Genomic DNA, 23,567 nt, shown 5'->3' with positions numbered 1-23,567 from the left:
GCTTAACTGCTTATCAAGCTATTCAAAAAGCCCTCTCTCTTCATGGCTCCCTTTTTTCCCCTAGTTGAGCAATTACCGTAAATCATAGGGATTTGTGAGTTAGCCGGCAGATAAATAAGCAAGTTAACTTCTCAGGACTGACGCACAGGGATTAAAGAACTCAGGTTGTTTAAACAGATATCCTTCTTGCTTCACCTCGGATTTTGGTAAAAGAAACCCGGTTTCGGCGTCCTGGATGACTTCTCTTTTTTACTGCTAAAAATCGCTATGTTTAATTTTTTCGTCTTAAGCTTTTTATTGTCGATCCCTGCTTTCTTTCTGGGTATTGTTAATCCGAAATGGGTTGGCGCACCAACCCGCAAGCGATCGATCGCGATGTACGGCGGGTTGATGGCAGCTTCGTTTGTACTTGTTGGCGTCACTGCACCCCCTCAGTCTCAGGGAGTTTCGGTGGCACTTCCGGCCCCAAGCGCTCCGCTAGTATCATCTCAAACCGCTAAGCCGTCACTGCTTTTGGCAGTGCAGACACGCAAGTCGGAGACTGTCAAAACGCCGGCACAAACACCGAAACCTGCAATTTCTGCGAAGGTACCTGCACTTGCCAAACCAGGGCCCGATCGCAAATTGCCATCTTCAGCCAAATCTGTTGAGCGAACCGCAGAGATTGCTCTTGATACACAGCAGCCAAAGGAAGATACCAAGAAAGTTATTTATGAGTCTTCTAAACCAAAGGTTAAAAATGCCGATTTTCCGAGTTGCGTTAACTCGGATTGCAACTGTTCTGACTTTGCGACTCAAGCCGAAGCCCCGCGAGTTTTAGAGGCATATCCGGGCGATCCGTTTAAGCTCGATCGAGATCGAGACTCGATCGCTTGCGAAACACTGCGTTAGATTTAATCTGCCAACAGCCTCGGTTAATGATGAAGGCTTTTTTGGGTGATTGTACGAATTGAAGAACGCAAATCGATCGGCTAAAATCATCTAATTGTTGAGCTTGCGGTGCGGGTGCAGCTATGACTTACAGCTTGAGAATTGTCGATTTGCCAACGAGTGAACGGCCACGGGAACGGTTGATGGCGGGTGGCCCGAAAAGTTTGGCGACTGCAGAATTGATTGCAATTCTCCTGGGTACTGGTCAGGGACCCGGCAAACTTTCCGCCGTCGGGCTCGGACAGTATATTTTAAATCAGTTGAGTTTGCATTCCCGCGATCCTGTGGCTGTGCTACGCACTATTAGCGTTCAGGAGTTGACGCAGATTCACGGGATTGGCCCTGCTAAGGCGACTTCGATTTTGGCTGCAGTGGAGTTGGGGAAGCGGGTATTTCAGTCGCGGCCGCCGGAAATGGCTGTGGTTGACTCTCCGCAAGCGGCGGCGGATGCCCTGAGTCAGGATTTGATGTGGCAGTCTCAGGAACGCTTTGCTGTGGTGCTGCTGGATGTGAAAAATCGGCTGCTGGGAACTCAGGTAATTACGATCGGCACAGCCACGGAAACTTTGGCTCACCCACGGGATATATTTCGGGAGGTGATCCGCCAAGGGGCGACGCGGGCGATTATCTCGCACAATCACCCCTCCGGGATTGTGGAGCCAAGCCCGGAGGATATTGCTTTGACGCGACAGTTGCTGGCGGGAGCGCAGTTCTTGTCGATTCCGCTGCTCGATCACTTGATTTTGGGGAATGGGGATTTTCGGAGCTTGCGGCAGACGACGACGCTTTGGGACGAGTATCCCCAGGGCGATTGAATTTTTATACTTAACTAATTTGATTACTATCATTAGTTATTTGTATCTTTGGCTCTCCGACGGCCCAATCAGCTCTGACAGCAGGCAAATTTTCCAGATGGAGTCCCCTGCCAGAGCCTGTTTTGGCTGAATGTCGCTGCTGATACTTAGTTTCGACCACAACTCGGTTAATCTAGTATAGGTAGGCTGAAGAGGTCGCTAATCCGATTTTTTTTGAGCATACTAAACGTATACTGAACCAGCACCTAAATACCCACTTATTAAGAAATTATTAAATGGGATGTAAAATACACGGTGTGGTGATAGGAGGAGAACTGTGTTTCTGAGACTTGCAGAACAACACCGTAAATTCGTTCAAGATTTGGTAATGAACCTCCAAGCTTTAGCGATCGTGCTAGAGCATCGGGGTTATCTGGCATCCTGCTACACTTGCGGGGGTCAGATGAACAGTGCCTCATTTATGGTCAGTTTGACGGACAACCATCTGATTCGATTCTTAGTGTCAGATTACGGTATCACTTGGACTGAGATGCGGGACGACCGCGAACTCATGAAACTAGAAGGTGCAGAAGCGATTAATCAGTTACAAGAACTGGCAAATCTCGTAAAGTATCAAATCCAACCTTCGGAAGCTACTTTAGCGACGGCGCAGCGAGTTTAGCGATTGCACGGTTCCGAGGAAGGCGACGCAAGAAAGTCGGTGCTTGTCTGCTACAACCGAATCCCCAGCGAGTTCGTTGATAGGGTTTAGGTGTTGCACAGCGATGGCTGCTCAACAGACAAGGGTGCTCTCAGGGTGCCTTGAGACGCTCAGTCGATCAAACTCTCATCGGGCAGACGGCATACTTTATGCAAAAAGTGTCAAACTTGGAACCTCTAGTTTTTTTCAGCAGTTGATTCTCCCTTGAGAGCCATTAGCAAAATTTAGAAGTGCGACTGCTCGTCGGCTGCGATGTTAATTTCTCACTTTGGCATTCAAAAGTCAAGGAATTGAAATTAACTTTAAGCAGGGAGGTAGAATTTAACATCCACAGTGAGGATGAGGTTGTGAAGATTGGGTGAAGCGCAGACCGAGGGCTATGGCATACGGGCGATTCAGAAGTCAACTGCAAAGTCGGTAAGGCTTAATTCGAGCAATTAGTCTGTGCTTTGTTGAAAACATCTTCATTTGTCTAAAATTCCCTGTTTGTATAGTCTCGAATTCCATGAGACTGTTGGCGCATCAATATTTTGTTTCTTTGGGGGTTTAATAATGAACCGCCAAAACGCCAAGTACGCCAAGTACCCCAAAAAGGAAGAAGAAAGAGGAAGAAGGATAGAAAAATTAATTGCGGGCAATTATCCGAACACGATCTAAGAGGGGTGTGATGGGAGCAAATGTGAGGAGTCACCCTTCACGGATTCGCCAACAGTATCACGATCTTCGCCCGGAGCTTAAATTGACACCAATGCCCTTGTAGTCGCCCCACAAAAGAGTTGTGTACCCCCTAGACTCGTCCCAATTTCGGTCGCATCCGCAGTTCTGCCCACATGGGCAGATGCTCGGAACCAATTGGCGGTAAAACCTTGGCTGATTTCGCCCCCCAGTGCTGAGAATACCAAACATAGTCAAGCCTCACCAGGGGAAAAGTTAATTTCCAGTTTAACTGTTTAACCAGTAAATTCAGATCCCACCCGTGAGGAAAAGTAAAGCCAAAACCCACTCCTGCTGTTCGGAAAGCATCTTGCATAACCGCTTTCAAATAATAGTAGTCTTGAGACTGGTCAGTCAGATTAAAGTCCCCGCCAGCAATAGTCGGCAGCGTTTCTTTCTGGAGTCGGCGCACTAAATCTTGAATTTGTGCCGGTCGGTCGCCGTACTCGTAAACTGGGATTTTGAGGAAAGGCAAAATTTTATGCTGGCGAAACCACGGTGGGGTGGTTGAAATGTTATAAAGAACTACATCTTGCTGGTTCATTGCGATAATAGCTCGTTCCTGTGGTTCGTTCCCACCGGCTAGCTTTAACTTTTGGAAAGAGCGAATGGGATATCTGCTGAGAATCACATGGTATCCGCGCCCCAGGTGGTGCGGGTATAATGCGGCCAACTTAGAGAATACTTCTTTGGCGTAATCCTCCTTAATTTCTTGCAGACAAATGATGTCTGGTTTTTCTTTCTCAATTAGGTTGACCAAAGCTTGTGGGGATTTGTGATGCCAGCCGAGGTTGAGAGAAAAAATCTTGAGGGTTGGCTGGGAGTCAGTGATGTTCGTCGGCTGGGGAGAAAAGTAGGTGACGTGTAGCCAACCCAGCAAGTAGATGCCAGCCACAGAGGAAAGAATCGCGAACCAGCGTTTCTTTATGATAAAAAACCCTAGAATTGGCAGCAGGAAGATTGGCAAGAAAATCCAAGGAACAAAATCCCCCATCAAGGCAATCGGCCACAGCCTGTCCCAAAAGATCAGTCTCAGAATCAGATAGCTGACAATCAGTGCTGAGTAAGCGTAGGCGAGCAGTTGAGCAATTAGCTGCAAAAATCGGTAAGGCTTAATCATAGCGCCGTCTGCAATAGCCTCCTCTTACGGGTGTGGACACAAAAAACTGGATACTGCTCAGATCAAATTACCTGAAATGACCGCTCCCCTGCTGAGGCGAGGGAATACACTTCTCCTGTGTCCGGCTCTTTTATTTTATACGGACTTATGGGTGGAAACAGTGATTGAAAATCGCGATCGATATATTGCTATTTAGCGTAAGTTGTTGGTTAAATCAAAATTAGCGATCGCGAAGTTAGGAATCTCAAGCAAATGATAAATCTCAGCGAACTACTAGAACCCATCGCCAGTCAATTTCGCAGTCTGGGAATTCCCGAACCAATTACCCATTGGGGACACCCTGTAATGATGGGGATAGTGGTGGTGGCGATGGGCAGTTTTGTCGGGTATACGGGATGGCAGGGACGTTTGGCCGCCGATAAAGATGTCGCACTCAAAAGTCGCTCTGATCACCGCAAGCTTGCACCGTGGATGTTTCTGTTTCTAGCTTTGGGCTATACAGGCGGCTTGCTGTCGCTGGTGATGCAGCACCAGCCAGTCATGGAAAGCCCGCATTTTTGGACGGGTTCGGCAGTGCTGGTTTTGCTGGCTGTTGGCAGCTTGATTTCGCTAACGGGTTTTGGGGGCAATAAGCTGGCACTGCGGGCAGTTCACGCTTATTTAGGCACGACGGCCCTTGCACTTATGGTGCTGCACGCGGCTTTCGGTTTAAAATTGGGGCTGTCTATTTAGAAGAGGAAGAGGAAGGGGAAGGGGAAGGGAAAGAATGTAAGGAAAGAAATTTTCCCATAACTTACGCAGGGGCAGCGAGAAACTGGGTTTTCGATCTAAATACACGGCGTTTAGCTTTTTACTCCGCTTGAAAAACCCGGTTTCTTGGGTAAGGAGTGCCTAATTCTTGCATCGGTTTCCCTGAAATATTCCCCCTCTGAATTACTAATTAATGAATCAAGCAACGGGTGTCATTTTCTGTCTTGCCTACATTTTGGGGTTGATTTCTACAGCGGTTCCTTGGGGTAGATACGGGATACTTGCTTTGGGAATAGCCGTGGCGATAGCCCTGCCAAAATTGTTGCGAAATTTTACTAAAAATTCCGTCAAAGTTACTAAGAAAAGACGCAGCCGACAAAAAGAAAATGCTCTTGAAGCACCCTTAGATGCGAGGGAAGAGTTGAGTTTGTTGGAGATGCTGCCGAGAGCGAAATGGGTGTGGGCAGTAGCGGGTTTGGTGGCATTTCTAGCTAGCATTTATTTTGCAGTTCGATCGCCCCAACCGGCAATAGATGACATCAGCAAACTGATTCCGGCTGGCGGAAACACTCAAGAAGTGGCGGTGACAGTTCGCGGTAGAGTTGTCAGTACGCCTCGATTGACTCGATCGGGTCGATCGCAATTTTGGCTAGAAACAGATTTAGTTAGCGAAATCAACGGCGGCGAGGGAGGATCAGTCGTAAACCGCCCAGTATCCGGCAAACTCTACGTTACAGTGCCCCTCCTGCAAGCAACGGGTTTGTACGCCGACAATACGATCGCAGTTGTGGGTTCCTTGTACAAACCGCAGCCGCCGTCGAATCCAGGGGCTTTTGATTTTCAAGCATATTTAGCCAGAGAAGGAGCTTTTGTAGGGCTCAAAGGCCGTCAAATTGACTGGAGGAGAGAAAATGCGATCGCGGATGTAAATCGAGTTAACAGCCAAACGGCTGCTTTCTTGGAGCCAAGCGGGATGCAGCCATCGAAAATTCAAGCGATGCGGCAGCGGATCGTGCGATCGCAACTATCGCAGTTAAATGTTCCCGAAGGGCCTTTAATCAGTGCGATCGCCCTCGGCAAACAAGCAGTAGATTTACCTTACAATATCCGCGACTATTTTGTGCAGGCTGGATTAGCCCACGCGATCGCAGCTTCTGGCACTCAAGTTTCAATGGTTTTGGCTTTAGTTCTGGGTTTGACCAGGCGTTTTTCCAAACAATTACAATTTAGTTTTGGCGTCGGTGCTTTATTTTTGCTAGTGGCATTAACTGGCTTTGAAGCTTCAGTATGTCGCGCTGCTTTGATGGGATTTGGAACATTATTTGCTTTGGTGCTGAGCCGCCAAGTTAAGCCGCTGGGATTGCTGTTAATCGCTGCTACCATTTTACTGCTGGTTAACCCTTTGTGGATTTGGGATTTAGGTTTTCAACTGAGTTTTTTGGCGACTTTGGGGTTAATCGTGACAACGCCCCCGCTGATGGCTAAGTTGGACTGGATGCCTCCCGCGATCGCTTCGATTGTTGTGGTTCCGGTCGCCGCTTCAGTTTGGGTGCTACCGCTGTTACTTTATGTTTTTAGTGTGGTATCACCTTACAGCATTTTAGTTAATATTATTGCGGCTCCTTTGCTGTGGATTTTGAGTATTGGGGGGATGGTTAGCGCTTTAGCTGGATTGATTTTTCCGCCCGCTGGCAGTGTTTTAGCGCAACTGCTCGATTATCCGGCAAAGGGGTTAATTGCGATCGCCCAATATTTCTCGCAATTACCGGGTAATTCTGTAGCTGTCGGTCAAGTATCCGTGTTTCAGCTAATAGCGCTTTACAGTTTAATTTGCTGGGTTTGGATCGGGGGAAGTTCGGCAACGGATTCTGTAACGGATAGAAGGAGGAAGGAAGAAAAAAGACGGAAGCCGGAAGCAGTCAGAGGGAAAAACCAGGAAAAAGGGAAAGGGAAGAAGGGGAAAAGCAGAGTTATTGCGCTGCCGAGTTTTTCATCTGCTTGGATTTTACCGCTAGCGCTGGTGGCGGGAATAAGTATCATAGTTTTGCCAGCTTGGCACGTTCAAGCATCTTTATTTCAAGTTACTTTGCTGGCGACATCTGGCGAACCTGTTTTAGTAATTCAAGATAGGGGAAAAGTGGCGCTAATTAATAGCGGTGATGAAAATACCGTAAGGTTTACAGTGTTGCCTTTTTTGCAGCAGCAAGGAGTTAATTCAGTTAATTTTGCGATCGCCACTCACGGTCATTTAGGTTTGAGCGGTGGTTGGGGAAAATTACTAGAACGCTTGCCACTTAAAACATTTTATGATAATAACGATCCGAAACAAATTCACCGTGGCAGCAATCAGGAATTTATGACGGCTGTGCAATCACGCCAAGGCGTTTATATTCCTTTAGAAACTAGCAGTACAGTTGATATGGGTTCGACGCGGTTGCAGTTGGTGAATGCGGAGATTCCAGTGGTAGAATTCTTGGTGAGAAATCGAACTTGGTTGCTCGTCGGTGAAATGACACCGGAAGCGCAAAAAAAATTGGCAGCAACGGGAACCTTGAAGCCGGCTCAAGTGCTGTGGTGGTCAGGAAAAGCACTGACGGCTGAGTTATTGGGCGCAGTTGGGCCGCAAGTGGCGATCGCATCTGCTGACGAAATCGACCCAGAAACCGCAGCCCAACTGCGCCAAAGCAAAACTCAGATATTCTGGACAGGGCGCGACGGAGCCCTCCAGTGGACTCCCGCAGGGGGATTTAAGACCACTCTGGAATCTGAAGAAAATCAAACTTCTTTTTTATAAAGATTTACAATGTGGCGCACTGTGCGGTAAAATACTTTTAGCTCACATCTCAAATCTATTGGAGAGGTGGCAGAGCGGTTGAATGCGGTAGACTCGAAATCTACTTTAGGGGTAACTCTAACGTGGGTTCAAATCCCACCCTCTCCGTACATCTAAGCCTCAAGTGGCAAGCGCGCACCTTATTAATGTAGGGTGCGCGCTGCCTATTTAATCCAAACTTCAACGTAGGGCCCGCGCTGCGCACATTATGATGTTAGCGATCGTTCAATCAAAAATGAGTTAATTCAAATAGAGTTTTCAGCTATGAAATTAAACTCCACAATCTCAGTAGCATGATAGCCGTTTTTGTTTCGGTAAGGTAGATGCGTAGAATCTCAAGGGAATTCTTAACTCGGAACCGAGAACAAAAACAGAGAAGAGTTTTTTTGTAAAGCAGTCGGTTGTAAACCGCTGCCTCCATCACTAACTAATAAGGTGCGGACGGAGTATGGGGTAATGAGCCTAGAGTTTTTATTTCCCTAGTTTGTAGTCGCTAGTTCCTAGCCTGAGAGCAAGAGAGCCTGTTTCCCGTTCCCCGTGTCCTCTTTCTTGTAATAAGGAGGTTCCGAGTTGGGGGGGCGGTACTCTATGCGGTAAAAGCCTAGCACGAACTGCTCATACTGGAATAGAAATCACAAACTCCGAACCCTGCCCCAATGAGGAATTCACAACTAATTTACCTCCATGTTTTTCCACAACAATGTGGTGGGCTATAGACAATCCTAATCCGGTTCCTTGACCCACAGACTTGGTTGTGAATAAGTGGTTAAAGATGTTTTCCTTGACTTCATTCGACATCCCCACTCCATTATCCTTAATGCGAATTAAAACCTGATTGTTGTCTTCGCTCAGAGCAGTTTGAACCGTGATTTGATTGGGGAGGGCTTTAATTTCCTGAAAAATGCGTCCCTTATTTGACTCCTCCAGAGCGTCAATGGCATTGGCCAGTACGTTCATAAATACCTGGTTCAACTGGCCGGGAAAGCATTTCACGAGCGGCAAATCACCATACTCTTTCACAACTTCAATGGCAGGGCGAAACTCGCTCGCTTTTAAACGATGCTTGAGAATCAGGAGAGTGCTTTCGAGTCCGTCGTGAATATTGAAAGAAACTGGTCGATCGCTGTCTGCCCTGGAAAAGGTTCTCAAACTCGTACTGATATTGCGGATGCGATCGACTCCATCCTTCATTGAGCCAATTAACTTGGGCAAATCTTCTCGCAAATACTCCAAGTCCATATCCTCAATTTCTGTTTCAATTTCCCCTCCCGGATTGGGAAATTTTTCTTGATAGAGATCGATCAAATTGAATAAATCCCCGACGTATTCTTGAGCGGGTTGCAAGTTGCCGGCGATAAAGCCTACGGGATTGTTAATTTCGTGGGCTACCCCTGCGACTAAATTGCCGAGAGCAGACATTTTCTCACCTTGCACCAATTGCAGTTGCATCTGTTTGAGATCCTCAATAGACTGCTCTAGTTTTTGGGCATATTCCTGAGATTGTTGATACAGTCGGGCGTTCTGTAAGGAAATTGCAGCTTGGGAGCAAAGGATGTTTAGGATGGCGACGCGATCGCCCGTGAATACCCCTGTTGCTAAATTATTTTCCAAATACAAAATCCCCATCATTTTCCCTCGCTCGCTGATTGGAGTGCAAAGCAGGCTCTGAGGTTGGTGTTGGATTATGTAGGGGTCAGATGCAAATCTTGGTTGATTGCTAGCATCATCAAAAATCAGGGTTTCTTTTGTACGTTTGACGTAGTTGAGCAGGCTCAGAGGAATTACTTCGCTCTCCTCAACCGGAATTGATTGCAGAACGCAGTCTTGACGGTTTGTACAGTGGACGTTGAGCCTCCAGTTTCCCTCTTCATTCAAAATTAATGCTCCGCTTTGTGCTCCGGCATTCTTCACCACAACTTGCATGAGGGTAGTGAGCAATTGATCGAGTTTAATTTCGCTAGATAGAGCTTGAGAAGCTTTGATAACTGTCGGCAAATCTACTAAGCCCCAACTGCTGGTGCTACCGATAATTGTTCTATTCGTGTTAGATACGGATAATTCACTATGGGTGGATGTGTGAATTGTTTCGCTCGGATTCTGGCTAGTTCGCTCCTGTTGCAGGATCACAGCAAGCAATTGAGGATAGCGCTGTTCTAGATGGTCAATCTTTGCTTTTGCTCCCCAACGAGCGTAAGCATAGTAAGCATCAATTAAATAGGGTTTTGCCAGTTTTTCTTTACCCCATTCTAAATAGAATTTAGCAGCGAGTTCGTGAGCTAGAGCTTCCTCGTTGATGTATTTGTTCTCTTTGGCGAGGGCGATCGCCTTGTCGTACATCTCGATCGCTTCTATTTTTTCGTCTAAAACCCGATGCCGTTCTGCCTCTACTAGATAGAATTTATGCAGATGATTCATGGGGGCATGATGCGCCCATTTCTGCATTTTTTCTTGATTAGCTTGTACTCGGTCAAGAAGTTCATGTTGTTCAGACTGTGGAGTGTCAGAATACACCGCCAACCGCACCAAAGAATCGTAGAAATGGAAAACAGGAACAACGGGCATTCCTATTACTGCATTTAAATAGTTCTCTGCTATAGCGATATTATCAATCGCTTCTGAGTATTTTTCAAACAAATAACAAAGTAAAAGTTTGTTTAAATATATGTATGCAACTCCTACTTTATCGTTCGCTTGCTGGTAAAATGGCAGCTTCATCTGCTCGTCACAGGCTTCACCCTTTAGAAGGCAGGAATTATCACTTTTTCCCAGCAAATTCAAGATAGCCTGCCAATAAATTTCTATATAATTAAGCGCTGTTTCTTGCTTGATTTTATGAATAGCATCTCTGTTTCTTGCTATCTCTATTTCAAGGAGATTCAGTTCTTTGCCACTATAGTAAGCTGAACAGGAAGACTGTAATAAATTATAGCCGGCATATTCTAAATCTCCTGCCTCCATTCCGCTAGAGTAAGCTGACACCAAAGGCTCTAAGGTTTCCCTGAGATGCTCTTTGCAATGTCGGATAAATAAATTTACTATGAAGGCTGTCTTTGTTTTGATTTCTTGAGAATTTAACTTTGACACTAGACTTAAAGCCAATTGACCGAACTGATAACCTGAATCAATATCTTCCACAACTCCACAAAGAAGAAAACCATAATTGGCGTAAGCAAAGGGAGAAACAGAAGCATTCCCATATTGGACGGATAATTGTACTTGTTTGCACACAGTCAAAGGCAACAGTGCAGGAGCAGCAATGTATGCAGGAGCAAAGATACTTGATAAAAGTCTCATAGCTGCTAGTTGATAAAGATCGCTCATTTGAGGCAGCTCAATTAAGTCCTCAATCCGCGTTCCGCTCAAAATTGAGGCGGTTTCCCCTAATGCCTGCCCAATATCAGACGGATTTGGCTCGAAGGGAAACTCTACCCCCAACTGTTTTAAAACTTGTAGTCCCGTATTCAGCGCTTCCTGTAACTTATTTTGCGCCATGTAAGCTTGCATCTGTACTTCATATACCTTCACTTTGTCCAGTAGCATTTTGGCGCAGCTTTCCACAACTGATGCCAATTCTTCCATCCGCTCAAAGTCACCGCTTAGATAGGCCGTTTCTGCTGCTTCGGTATGCAGCGCTAATGTTACTTCATACTGATTATGCCAACTATTTGCTGTCAGTAATTCCCTGCCAATCTTGAAATAATCAACCGCAGCACGATAGGCAGTAGCCGCTTTGGCTTTCTTTCCAGCAACTAGATTCAATCGTGCTAATTTCTCCCGTTCTTCCTCCGGGGTAATTAGCTCAAATCCCACATTTAAGTGATTGACAATATCAAAAATTCTTTCTTCTCGATCGGCTTCTGGCGTATTCTTTAACAGCAGTTGACCTATTTTTAAGTGAGTAGAGCGCTTTTGGTCTTCAGGAATGAGAGAATAGGCTGCTTGTTGGACGCGATCGTGTAAAAACTTATATTTGGGTAATTGGTCGTGGGTAAATGATAATTGGTCAGATTCCTTCCCATTACCGATTACCGATGCGCTATTCCCCTCTACTTGATAAAACTTATAAACTTCGGTAATGGGTAAAATTAGCCCGTCTTCTAGTGCCTTCCATAAAGCTGTTGCGGTTTCTAGGGGCGAATTTTCATCAACAATTGCTAAAGTCCCTAAATCGAACTGATTGCCAATACAAGCAGCTAACTTTAAAATTTCCTGTGTCTGGGTTGGCAACTTTCGCAACTGAAGTGCCATAAATTCTACTACATCATCTGTTAGTGCCAAGGTTCGCACTCGGGCAATATCGCACTGCCAATACCGCTCTTCAAAATTAAATTTAATTAGCCCATCTTCATGCAAAGATTTGAGAAATTGTGTGCTGAAAAATGGATTGCCTTGGGTTTTCTGATAAACGAGTTCTGTCAAAGGCAGAGCCAACGCTGTAGAACAAGCTAGAGTATCGGCTACTAAACTATTTACGTCCGCTCGATTGAGCGGAGCTAAGGTAATCGCATTCACCTTTGCTTCAGTTTTTTGAATATCTGCTAAGGTCAGCATCAAGGGATGTGCTGGAAACACTTCGTTATCTCGATAAGCTCCCATTAATAAGAGATAGCAGTTATCGGTAGCACTCATCAGCAGTTGAATTAATTTTAACGATGCTGAGTCTGCCCATTGCAAATCATCCAAGAAAATCACTAAAGGATGTTCTTTTGTTGTGAATAATTGAATAAACTTTTCCAATAACAAATTGAAGCGATTTTGACCGGCACTGCCAGAAAGCTCTGGGGCTGGCGGTTGCGATCCGATAATACGTTCGAGTTCGGGAATGACTTCAACGATCGCCCCAGCGCTATCGCCCAAAGCTGCCAAAATCTTCACCTTCCATTCTTCAATTTTAGTATCTGTTTCTGACAGCAATTGTCCCATTAAATCGCGAAAAGCTTGGACAAATGCTGAAAAGGGAAGGGTGCGTTGAAATTGGTCAAATTTGCCTTTAATAAAGTAGCCTCGCTGTCTCACAATTGGTTTGTGAACTTCGTTGACAACAGCGGTTTTGCCAATGCCGGAGAAACCGGCAACCAGCATCATTTCGGTACTTCCCCCACTGACGCGCTCAAAGGCCGCTAGCAGGGAGAATACTTCCCTTTCTCTACCGTATAATTTTTCGGGGATAGAGAAGCGATCGCACACATCTCGCTCCCCTATTTTAAAGTTAGTCAGCGCCCCTGTCTCTTGCCACTGGGACAAACAAGTTTCCAAATCAAACTTGAGTCCGATCGCGCTTTGATACCGAGCTTCAGCATTCTTCGCCATCAGTTTGCTGACAATCTCAGACAGCACCAATGGAACACTCTGGTTGATCGTTGAGGCTGGGATAGGTTGTTTGGCGAGGTGGCAGTGTACCAAATCCATTGGATCGTCTGTTTGAAATGGTAACTTTCCTGTTAGTAATTCGTAGAATGTTACTCCTAAAGAGTAGAAATCTGTGCGGTAGTCAATACCCCTGTTCATCCGGCCAGTTTGTTCTGGAGATATGTAGGGTAAAGTGCCTTCGAGGACGTTAGGATTTTGAATTTCTTGGGTTTCGCGAGGCAGCAGGGAAGCGATGCTGAAGTCAATCAGCTTCACTTCTTTGCTGGTGGGGTTAATCAGAATGTTGGCGGGCTTGAGGTCTTTATGGATGACGTGGTGGCGATAAAGTCCGTCAAGGGCGTTGGCAATTTGAATGGCAATGGGAAGAAACTCGTTAACGGGCAAGCCTTCTAGAGGTTCGTTGCTATCGGATGCGAGACTAGCAAGGTAGTTACTTAAGGAAATTCCGCCAAAGTCTTCCATCACCAGAGCATAGTGGTTATGGTAAGTCTCCAGGCTGTATGCCTTAACACTGCCAGGGATCTCTAAGTTTTTAGCAATGATGTACTGGTTGCGGAAATGAACCAGTTCGTTGAAGCGGGGAAAGTCATTTCGCAGCAGTTTGATCGCGACTGGCTGCCCATTTTCCGATCGAATGCCACGATAAACTAGAGTTCGATTACCTGCGTATATTTGCTCGTTTATGTGATATCCTAGAAAAAGATTTGTGATGCTAGTCATACCTACGTATTCCTACTACTTCTATAAAGCCTGAAGTTTCTGAGACTTGATATCTACTATTGTCGCTCTATCTGCTGTGCTATTCATTGTATTACATTTTTCTTAATATACTTTGTGGTTCAACTTATGAAAGCACAAGTTTAAAACAATACTTGAATTGTTTATATAAGAGGTGTTTATACTTGAGTTAAGACTAAGTAGAAAATGAAGGAGGATAAGGCTGAGTGAAGGACAGCAGTTGATAGAAGAAAAATTTAAGAGGCTACTCAGGTACTTAAAAGTATTTTTGACACCGATGCTTGTATGCGATCGCCTATTAAGTGTTAATGTATAGTTTAGGTGATAATTTAATGTCATTAATACAATGCGGGCGGAGCGGAATTTAAAGTTGGAAGCAGAGAAAATTGAGTTTGTGTGTCAGATTTGGGACAAATGGGGATTCATGGGATCGCCAGCAGAATTATTGGTCGAGAGGCCAGAACAAGCTGCCCCACTCTAATAAGTGAATCAGGCATTAAATGCCAAAGTTGATAAGTAGACTATGGAACTAGCCCAAGTCAATTATATTTTGCCACTCAGATACTTACAATTACGAATTACCAATTACCCCTTTGATTGTTTCACTTCCAATACCTGCGCCAGTGAAACAAATTCTCGCACAAATTCTGCATAAAAGTATTGCTGCCCAAGCGCTGCGACTCCCAAACAGCAGCAGTTTGACCGTTAATTGCCGAAAAACTCGACCAAATATAAGGAAGTTCGGCGATCGCCTCAACCTTCATCCCGTGACGCACAGCCAAAGCGATCGCGTGAATCAACTCAGCAGCTTGCGGCCCCACAATACTCGCTCCCAAAATCTCCCCGTTGCGACGCCCGACAATCTTACAAAAACCAGTTGTATCCCCGGACATTTGAGCTCTTTCAACATTCTTGAAATATTCCCGACAAACAATTAGATCGTCTCCAAAACGGCGCCTTGCTTGCGCTTCAGTCAAGCCAACCCTCGCCAATTGCGGGTCAGAAAAAATCGCCCAAGGAATCCCGCGATAATCTATTTGAAACATCGGCAAAAACAAAGCATTTTTCACAGCAACCGCAGCTTCGCAATTAGCGATGTGAGGGAACGGATAACCCCCAGCAAGATCGCCGATCGCGTAAATGCGGCGATTAGTTGTTTGCAGCTTTTCATTTAAAATCACCCCCCGATCGCTGAATTTAACCTTAGCCGCTTCGAGATTTAATGACGAAAAATTGTGCCCTCTACCGGCGGCGAGAAAAATCTCCTCAGCTTCGATCGCCCTTGGCCCAGCTTGAATCCACTTTTTACCATCAATCACCCTCGCTTGAGTCACCTCAGTAGCAGTCAGAATTCGCACTCCCTCAGCTTCCATTGCAGCTTGAACCAAGCCAGCAGCCTCTCGGTCTTCTTTCGTCAAAATGTGCGAACCCTTCACCACAAGCGTAACAGTAACCCCTAATCGAGCAAAAGTTTGAGCCACTTCGACACCGCTGGGATCTGCGCCGATTACAGCCAAACTTTTAGGCAACTGTGGAAGTTTTGCTAATTTCCCGACAGTTTCCGAAGTAAAAAAGCCAGCAGACGAAAGTCCTTCTATATTGGGAATCGCCGGCAGAGTTGGACAAGCTAGCAAATAACAAAGCGATCGCAATTTTCGCCCGCCGACAACGAAAGCCAAATCCGGTTTCGCCACAAACTCGCCGCTGCCAAAAATAACATCGACACCGCGAGCAGCCAAAACGCCGAGATCATCAATTTCTGACAAATTAGAAACAACACCCTCGGCCCACTTGAGAACCCCGTCAAACCCTAATTTGATCGGCATAGAGGAATTAGCGACTTCCCAGCGAACCCCCAACTGCTGGCGGCCGATCTGCTGAGCAAAACGAGCAGCCTCCCTCAAAGTTTGGCTGTATCTCAAACCAAGGTCGATCGACTCTTTCCCCCCAGTCGGCAAATCTTGGGAATTACTTAGCGGTTCCACCAAAGCAACGCGAGCCGGGAAATTAGTTGCAGTCAAAGCAGCATAACGTCCGGCCGGAGTTCCACCAATAATCACTAAATCATAGTCAAGCATAAATAAAGAAGTCAATCGATTTTAGATTTTAGATTTTAGATTTTAGATTTTAGAATTGAAGCATTGACCACGGATAAATATCTTCGGCAAGTTTCATCTGATACAGGTTTTTTATTTCGGGACGGATGAATCCGGGAGCTTGTATCCTGGATGCTTGATTGTCAGTAGTCATTAGTCATTAGTCATTAGTCAGTAGTCATTAGTTAGTAGTTTAGGGCGATCGGCGCGCGGGGTCAGAAACCCGGTTTCTGCCTAGATACTTCGCTGTAAAACCCAAGATTTCTCAGAGAAACCGGGTTTCTTGGGTAGGTGCGCTCGAACGACCAATAAAATCGGTTTATCAACGGACAACTGACTACTGACTACTGACTACTGACTTCTTTAAGTCCAGCAATCAACCGCAGATTGTCCGCCCTTGAGCGCACAGCCACCCGAAAAAAACGATCGCCCAACTCAGGAAAACTCAAACAATCCCGAATCAAAATCCGGTGTCGTTCCAACAGACTTTTTTGAATAGAAGAAACCGACATAGACGACTCAACCAACAAGAAATTAGCCGCGCCTGGAAAAGGTTGCAAACCCGGTAAATTAGCCAAACCCTCAAATAGCTCAAAGCGAGCAACAGGAAGCCAATCCCAGGTTTGCCGCTCAAAAGCAGCATCTCGAACCACAGCAGCAGCAGCAGCAGCAGCCAAAGCATTCACAGGCCAAGGATCGCGCTGCTGCTGCCAGCGGCGCAGAATATCGGGATGGGCGATCGCACAGCCCAAGCGCAGTCCCGGCAGAGAATAGAATTTAGTGAGCGATCGTAAAATCACCAAATTCGGAAACTCCTCAACAGCATCTATCAAAGTTTCCTGCTCAGAAGGCGGTAGAAAGTCCATAAAGGCCTCATCCACCACCACCATACCTAACTGCTTCACATAAGGCAAAATCGCCTCTCTCCCAAACAGTAAACCCGTAGGATTGTGCGGGTTGTTCAGAAGCAAACCTCTCTCGGCATCGAGAGCAAGAGGAACCGGGAGACGGAAAGAAGGGGAGACAAGGGAACGGTTAGAAACCGACAAATCATCCGTTACTAAGCGGCGAACAGGCTCCGCATCCAACAATTGGAGATCCAAAGGACATTTGAGCACCTTCGCCCCGAAAGCCGAAAGAGCCCGCCAGTAATCGCCAAAAGCCGGAGTCACCAAATAAGTCGCCGGAAGCTTCGACAAATCCCAAGCCGCCCAAGTCAATAATTCCGCCGAACCATTCCCCGGCAAAATCCAATCCGGGTCAACATTCAAAGCCTCACCCAAAGCAGTCCTGAGCTCTCCATAATCCGGGTCTGGGTAAGCCGTAAGACTGCTCAAGTGTGATTGAATCGCATCCAGGGCCGACTCAGGAGGGCCCAAAGGACTGATACTGGCAGAAAAATCCAGAATAGCAGAGGCAGGGCAGCCTGCCAGTGCGGCTGCCCAAGCTAAATTCCCACCGTGTACAGGTCTAATCAAGACTCAGTTCGCCAGCTATTCCGCGTTTTTCGGGGGTGCAACTCTGTCCTTAAACAACTTCCCTGCGGAAAATGCAGGAACTCTGGTTGCCGGGATTTCCATCTTGTCGCCAGTTTTGGGATTGCGACCCTCGCGGGCCTTGCGTTCCCGCGACTCAAACGAGCCAAAACCGACCAGCGTCACCTTGTCGCCATCGGAGACAGCTTCCATGATTGCTTCAAGGGCGGCACTCAAAACAGCATCTGCCTGTTTTTTCGTCACGCTAGCCTTTTCCGCGACTGCATCAACCAATTCACCTTTGTTCATTGCGAACTCCTTCTGGATTTGCAAAATTACGTTAAACAGAGTTAGTTCAACTATTAGCCGTGAGCGATCAACTGGATTGAGGTGTGGATTGGGAGGTTTGGGTGGTTCCCTATTGCTCCCGTCCGCTTCCTCGAATCACAACTCCTGCTGAATACTAATTACCCTAGGGTAATTGGTCAGAAAAGGAATTTTTGTTTCTAAGTGCTGAAAACCCCACAGCATCTAATTTTCACTGCATTATTCTAAAGTCTTGCCGACCGTTATGGATCGGTGGAACCTTTAATTTATATGGAACTTGCTAATTTTTTTTAATTAATCCCAAAATTTAGGTAAAAAAATACCACCTTGGAGAGAAGATTTGTCGCCTCGGTGGATTTGAAAGCCTAAAGAAATAAGAAATAGAAGGAATAAAATGTAATTTGTCAAGGGCTAAAGGAAAAGTTTTTTCCTTCTTTCTTCTTTCTTTCCCCTCTTTCTTTCGCCAGCGGGGCAGGGCTGTTTCATTCTCTCTAAACCCGCCAGGGGCTGAAGTCCCTGTCTCATAGCAGAAGTCGTCTTTAGACGACTGAAAGAGTGATTTATCAATAGTCCGGACAGTTTTCAAGCACTAACGGTAGAATGAGGGTTTCAGCCTTCTCAGCGAGATCTAATGCTAACGGTAGAATGAGGGTTTCAGCCTCTGTCTCAAAAACTGTCCGGAGTATTGATTTATACTCCTCTTGCATAGGACTAATGAGTTCTTTAGTCCTATGCAAGAGGACTTTAGCTTTGAAGCAGGGGTTGAAACCCCTGTCGGACTGTCGAGTTCAGGGGAAAGAGGGTGGAAAGTTGACAGCAAGGCATTTTTCCTTCGTTCCTACTGTCTCGGCTGGACGGGCTGGCTGCGCTGCAACAGTTGGCGGGCGTCGGGACTGATGTTGTTTTGGTAGCCAAAGTTCGATCGATCGCTATCATCCAAAATCTGCGGTGTCAGCAATACAATCAACTCCGCTCGCTGGTTAGCCTTATTTGTGCTCCTGAACAGCGAACCGATAATCGGCAAATCTCCCAAAATCGGAATCTTGTTCGCTGTAATCCGTTCTTCGTCGCGGATAATCCCCGAAACAATCAAAGTCTGACCGTCCCGCAGGCGAATTAAGCCTGATTGCAAGGAGCGCTCGCCCAGCAGCCTGATAGTATTGGTGTTCGGGCCCGTGCTTAGGTTTTGGGGGGTGCCCGGTGTCCTGATAATCGGGTTCACCCGCAGAGAAACAAAGCCGTTGTCGTCAATCCGGTCAATTGCTACCCCCAACTGCAAACCAGCCCTGTCTTTGACGGCCGTCACCGTTGTGGTACTTGTATTTCCGGTAGTCTGGGTGTCGGACGTGATGTTACTGATCACCTCATCAGTAATATTCACATTTGCCGTTTCTCCTTCTTGAACCACCAAAGTCGGATCTGTCAGGATTTTGGCATTCTGGCTCTGAATAGTTGCCTGCAACGCCGACAGGAACCTCCTGGGATATTGGAACAGCGGGAACAGGCCGAAAGTTGCACTTCCTGAGCCAGTCGTCGAGCCTGGTTCGTAATCCGTAATTCCAAGTCGCGTGGGGTCATTAGTCACTGGGGCTGTCGGCTGGAGGAACACACCTTTGGCGGGGCCTTCGAGACCTTGACCTGTAAACGGCACGGTACGCCGACCGTTGGCATCGTAGAAAGGAGTATCCCTGAATTGTGTGGGAATGTCTCGGTTCTCAATAATCGGCCGATTAGCTATGCCACTACTTACATCCTGGCCAGTGGGCGGATTGATACCACCAAAATTGAGACTTGCAGCCCCATTGTCATTGACGAAAAAATTGTTATTAATCCCGAAAGAGAAACTGCTGTTGGTGGTGTTGTTTCCCAACAAGTTGATATCGATCACCTTGACGTTGACAGCGACTTGACGGCGACGCAAATCTAGCTGTGTCAAGAAAGCCACAGCCATGTCAACTTTGCGCGGGTCTCCCACTAAAGTGATGGAATTAAGCCGAGAATCCGCCAGCACCGACAGTCCCCTCAGTAAGAGCGGCCCGGTGCCTTCCCTAGCGCCGATCGCCTTAATGTCGGGTTCCCTAATTTCCACATCCCGCGCCGCATTTCCCTGGCCCACGCTTTGAATCGTCACCCGAGTAATCGGCAGTTGAGTTTCCGCACCTTGAGCGCTCAAAAAGTTAGCTGCATCCGTAGATCTGACTTGATTGAGCCGCAGAGTCCGAATGATAATATTGCGCGAGTCGATCGGCAAGCTAGTCCCTACAAAAATCGTCCGCCCCTGACGGTTAGCTTGCAGCCCGCTGAGCCGCAGCACGTAATTAAAGACATCTTGCACCGACTCGTTTTCGATGTCCAAAGAAATCTTCGGCCCTTCATCTGAGCCGGAGGCTCCCGGCTGACCAGGCACTGCGGGCTGGCCCGGTTGAGTAGGGGCACCGCCACCTGTAAAAGCAATGTTCAATCCAGCAGCGCGGGCCAGCAGAGCCAAAACGTCCCGGACTGGGGCATCCCGCAGCACCAAGCGGGGGATGCGTTCTCCCGAACTCAGTTCAATATTTCCCGCGCCGGGGGCGATGTTAGACACCGCGATATCTCCCAAGGGCGGCGCAACTGCCCGTGGCTGGAAAGGCGCAGCCTGATTTGTCTGGGACTGAATTTCGCTGGGGAGGGGCGGGCGATCGTTTCTGGTAACAGTAACTTCGGGATTTGGCAGCAGCACGCCTGGGTTTTGCGACGTGCGGACTTGGGGAGCCGGCGGGGGAGCTGTTTGGCTCAGCGGCAGACCTGGAGGCGGCGGGGGTACAGTTTGGGCAGACTGTGCTGTACCGCCCTCTCCGGCAACGCTGAGAACGATGCTTTGGCCTTGTCCCGGCACAATTTGTCCGTTGGGAACTCCGTTGGTACCCGCCACCACAACGCGGATGCTGTTAGCCTCTACCTGGCTGATTTCTACGGAAGAAATCCCTGGAGCGGGGTTATCTTGACGGAAGCTGTTGCCTTGTGGCAAACGAAGCTGGGTGTTAACAATTGTGGCTTGGTAAGTATTGCCGTTATTGATGGCGAAAACTTGCGGGCGATCGCCCTTTTCTGTCGCCAGCACAATATTTACGCCATTATTGCCTTGACTTACTTGCACTCCTGTGACTTGAGTGGGCGCTGCCCAGACGGGGGCTTGGGCGATCGCAACTCCTGCAACGCTGCATAAGAGTCCTCCACTTAACCGTAGATGCTGTTTCACGTTCTCTCCTCCACTACACTTTGTTATTTTTTGTTCGCAGTCTTTTGTCGCTAGCTGCTAAACTCACTAAAATATTCTCGCTTCGAGCCTTTTTAAACGAAGAAGTTATGCCCTTTTCGATTTTAGATTTTCGATTGGGAATAACAGATGACATAGGGGTTAGAAGCTATCCTACAGCAATCCTCGCATCATTTGTGTATTTCTTACTCCCTCCCCTTTGTAAGGGGAGGGTTGGGGTGGGGTAAAAAAAATACGACTCCTGCAAAAATTGCTATACAGTTCCATTACTTTTTGAAACTGGTATTAGAAGAAATTAGGTTTTAGAGCAAATTGTTGATTGCCATATAAAAAGAACTATTTAATGGCATTCATATTTTTTGACTTCTACCTTCAATCATCCAATTTCAACCTTCTGCCTTCTGCCTTCTTGTGAAATAGCCATTTGGTAACAATAGCTAACTAATATCCGCCAAACTACAGCTACTTAGCAGCAGGACTTGGAGCCGGAGTTGGCGCTTTTTCTTCTTGCTTTAACGGCAGCAGTGCGTGCAAGTCAAAAGCAGTTTTAATTTTAGTTGGCGGCTGCTCCACAGGGACTATTTTTCCTTTCAAAAAGTCAACTTCAATGGGCTGATTTGATGCTAGCAATTCAGATTTCAAATTCCTAACTACCAACAGCGACTGCATCAACTCCAAGTTACGCATAAAATTGCGGGTTTGAGCGAAAGTGCCTTCAAACTCTACCTTGAATTTTTTGCGTCTGAGCTTGCCAGCCAGGGACGGCCCGAAGGAGGTATCGGCGAGAATATCAGGGTCTGGAGCTCCCGGCGCGGCGGTTGCTGCCGCTGGGGGCATATCCGGCTCAAACTTGGTAATTTTAGCCTTGAGGTCATCTCCTTGCACGCCTGCATTGATTCTATTAACCAGTTGCGTCATGTCAAGCAAAAGCGTGTTGGCGCTGGCGTCGCTGGCAAACATTGCCGTCACGTTTGCCCGACGCTGTTTTGCTTCTTCTTGCTTGGCTTCTGCTTCTGCCTTTTTTTGAATTTGAGTTTTCAATTGCAGTTGCGTTTGCTTGCTTTCGCTAAGTTTTTGCTGGAATTCGCCGCTTTTTTGGAATTCCGGAAGTACGAACTGGTAGCCGAGGCCGCCAGCGAGTAGGAGGCCGAGAACCGCGATGCCGATTGCTTGGACTTGGGGTGTCAGCTTAATGCCGAATATTTCCTGAGCCCCTGTCTCTTCTGCTTGTGCGCCGCTGGGAATAAACTGATTTGCTGTCATTGTTTTTTCACCTCTGGTTTTTGTGGTTCTAGCACTCCTTTTTCTTGAAGTGTTTCTATCCGTATTGCTAGCCCGTCTGCTTGCTTGCTGCGGAGCTCGGGGAGCAACTCGGAGGCTCCGGTCGGGCTGAGCGTCGTTTCAATTTTATATTCCACTACTGGTCGCAGTTTGGGAAGTTCTGGTGGTGCTGCGTTTTGGTTGCGTACTTGTAATTGTACGGGGTTGTTTTTTAAGGTGGCCGCTATCAGTTTGGTATCGGTGTTAAGGAAGAAAGGAGAGCGCTGGACTAGCAGCATAAAGTCGTTAACTTGAGCAAAGGTACTGGCTATCCCTGAAATTTGTACTTTTGATGCCTGCTGCGGGACGACGGGAGGGGGAGCGGCAGCCGGGGTAGGGCTGGCTGGAGACGGACTCGCTCCTGGGGACGGGCTGGCTGCGGGGGTGGCTGCAGGGGGTGGGGGTGCTGCTGCAACGGGGGAGGGACTGGGGTCGATTTGCTCGATTTTGCCAATTTGCACTCCCGCCGGAGTACGGGCGCTGAGGTCTTGCAGCATCGCTGACCAAGGTTTAATTTGGTCGAATACTCCGGCTAATGCTTTGTATTCGGCGGTAACTTGGTCGGTTTCGGCGTTGATGGCTTTGATGGTGCTGGCTTGAGTGTTTAACGTTACCAGTTCTTGGTCGATGGTTGCTTGTTGTTGGGCCAACTTGTTATTTTCGTTAGTCGCCCACCACCAGGCGCCCAGGACGGCGGCGTTGACCCCGAAGGCAAACAGCACCGCCCCATATATGGGCAGTTGGTCTTTGGCTCCACCGGAACTTTTTTTAGCTGGGCTTTTGGTTGCAACTGGTTTGTAGTCCGGACGGTCGTTGAGAAAATTAATATCTAGGCTGTACATGGCTTCACTCGATTTTATAGCAGAAGGAAGAAGGGAGAAGGCACAAGGTAGAAGGTATAAGGCACAATGTAGAAGGTAGAAGGTAGAAGGAAAAAGTTATCTACCGCTGATGTTTCAGCAATTAAGAATGTCCTAACAGTCTTGGCTGTTGCTATAGATTTAAATTAGAAATTTGAGATTTTAGACAGAACCCAAGATTGCTGGTACAAGTGAAGGATTTATTTAGGGAAGAAAGAAACAACTTTCTGCCTTCTACTGAAGGAAGGGGCTGTTTCTAGCTC

14 protein-coding genes and 1 tRNA gene are annotated in these 23,567 nt (G+C 47.1%); 6 read left to right on the top strand and 9 right to left on the bottom strand.

All coding sequences use genetic code 11. The features are described 5' to 3' along the window. The first annotated feature begins 267 nt into the window (after positions 1 to 267). The 3 genes from QUA33_RS14115 to QUA33_RS14105 all read left to right on the top strand — a co-directional run bounded on the left by QUA33_RS14115 (position 268) and on the right by QUA33_RS14105 (position 2,406). Positions 268 to 891: an excalibur calcium-binding domain-containing protein gene (locus QUA33_RS14115; protein ID WP_333149114.1), complete on the top strand. Its 624-nt coding sequence runs from the start codon at positions 268 to 270 to the stop codon at positions 889 to 891. Positions 892 to 1,013: 122 nt separating this feature from the next. Further along, a complete protein-coding gene (gene radC, locus QUA33_RS14110; RefSeq protein WP_333044167.1) occupies positions 1,014 to 1,745 on the top strand; it encodes a RadC family protein in 732 nt (243 codons plus the stop codon). A gap of 316 nt (positions 1,746 to 2,061) precedes the next feature. After that, positions 2,062 to 2,406 (top strand): DUF1815 family protein, encoded by a 345-nt coding sequence (locus QUA33_RS14105; RefSeq protein WP_333067312.1) that lies wholly within the window; start codon positions 2,062 to 2,064, stop codon positions 2,404 to 2,406. Positions 2,407 to 3,232: 826 nt separating this feature from the next. On the opposite strand, the gene QUA33_RS14100 is transcribed toward QUA33_RS14105, so the two are convergent. After that, on the bottom strand, positions 3,233 to 4,279 hold the full coding sequence (locus QUA33_RS14100) for an endonuclease/exonuclease/phosphatase family protein (RefSeq protein WP_333149113.1): 1,047 nt from the start codon (positions 4,277 to 4,279) through the stop codon (positions 3,233 to 3,235). A 252-nt stretch (positions 4,280 to 4,531) separates the two neighbouring features. On the opposite strand from QUA33_RS14100, the gene QUA33_RS14095 reads away from it, so the two are divergent. From QUA33_RS14095 to QUA33_RS14085, 3 genes are all read left to right on the top strand, one after another. After that, positions 4,532 to 5,011 carry a DUF4079 domain-containing protein gene (locus QUA33_RS14095; RefSeq protein WP_333041247.1) on the top strand — a complete coding sequence of 160 codons (480 nt, stop codon included), beginning with the start codon at positions 4,532 to 4,534 and terminating at the stop codon, positions 5,009 to 5,011. A gap of 211 nt (positions 5,012 to 5,222) precedes the next feature. Then, a complete protein-coding gene (locus QUA33_RS14090) occupies positions 5,223 to 7,823 on the top strand; it encodes a ComEC/Rec2 family competence protein (RefSeq protein WP_333149112.1) in 2,601 nt (866 codons plus the stop codon). A 60-nt stretch (positions 7,824 to 7,883) separates the two neighbouring features. Further along, positions 7,884 to 7,970, top strand: a tRNA-Ser gene (locus QUA33_RS14085). A 507-nt stretch (positions 7,971 to 8,477) separates the two neighbouring features. Here QUA33_RS14085 and QUA33_RS14080 read toward each other — a convergent pair. The 8 genes from QUA33_RS14080 to QUA33_RS14045 form a co-directional block, all read right to left on the bottom strand. After that, positions 8,478 to 13,952 carry an AAA family ATPase gene (locus QUA33_RS14080; RefSeq protein ID WP_333149111.1) on the bottom strand — a complete coding sequence of 1,825 codons (5,475 nt, stop codon included), beginning with the start codon at positions 13,950 to 13,952 and terminating at the stop codon, positions 8,478 to 8,480. Between the two features lie 620 nt (positions 13,953 to 14,572). Continuing rightward, positions 14,573 to 16,048 (bottom strand): NAD(P)/FAD-dependent oxidoreductase, encoded by a 1,476-nt coding sequence (locus QUA33_RS14075; protein WP_333149110.1) that lies wholly within the window; start codon positions 16,046 to 16,048, stop codon positions 14,573 to 14,575. Positions 16,049 to 16,097: 49 nt separating this feature from the next. Continuing rightward, positions 16,098 to 16,220, bottom strand: a complete 123-nt coding sequence (locus QUA33_RS14070; RefSeq protein WP_333149109.1) for a hypothetical protein — start codon at positions 16,218 to 16,220, stop codon at positions 16,098 to 16,100. 190 nt (positions 16,221 to 16,410) lie between these two features. Further along, a complete protein-coding gene (cobD, locus tag QUA33_RS14065; protein WP_333149108.1) occupies positions 16,411 to 17,544 on the bottom strand; it encodes a threonine-phosphate decarboxylase CobD in 1,134 nt (377 codons plus the stop codon). Positions 17,545 to 17,559: 15 nt separating this feature from the next. Then, positions 17,560 to 17,868 carry an HU family DNA-binding protein gene (locus QUA33_RS14060; protein WP_278187376.1) on the bottom strand — a complete coding sequence of 103 codons (309 nt, stop codon included), beginning with the start codon at positions 17,866 to 17,868 and terminating at the stop codon, positions 17,560 to 17,562. An 838-nt stretch (positions 17,869 to 18,706) separates the two neighbouring features. Beyond that, positions 18,707 to 21,106, bottom strand: a complete 2,400-nt coding sequence (locus QUA33_RS14055; RefSeq protein WP_333149107.1) for an AMIN domain-containing protein — start codon at positions 21,104 to 21,106, stop codon at positions 18,707 to 18,709. A 480-nt stretch (positions 21,107 to 21,586) separates the two neighbouring features. Further along, on the bottom strand, positions 21,587 to 22,387 hold the full coding sequence (locus tag QUA33_RS14050) for a pilus assembly protein PilO (protein ID WP_333097749.1): 801 nt from the start codon (positions 22,385 to 22,387) through the stop codon (positions 21,587 to 21,589). Further along, complete coding sequence (locus QUA33_RS14045) at positions 22,384 to 23,286, bottom strand: PilN domain-containing protein (protein WP_333149105.1); 903 nt, start codon at positions 23,284 to 23,286, stop codon at positions 22,384 to 22,386. The genes QUA33_RS14050 and QUA33_RS14045 overlap by 4 nt, the downstream gene beginning before the upstream one ends. Between the last annotated feature and the right edge of the window lie 281 nt (positions 23,287 to 23,567).

Origin of the sequence: Microcoleus sp. Pol14D4, from assembly GCF_036701245.1 — a bacterium.
In the GTDB taxonomy this organism is placed as follows: Bacteria; Cyanobacteriota; Cyanobacteriia; order Cyanobacteriales; family Microcoleaceae; genus Microcoleus.
The sequence above is the reverse complement of the archived record's forward strand: the minus strand, read 5'-3'. Positions and strand labels throughout refer to the sequence as shown.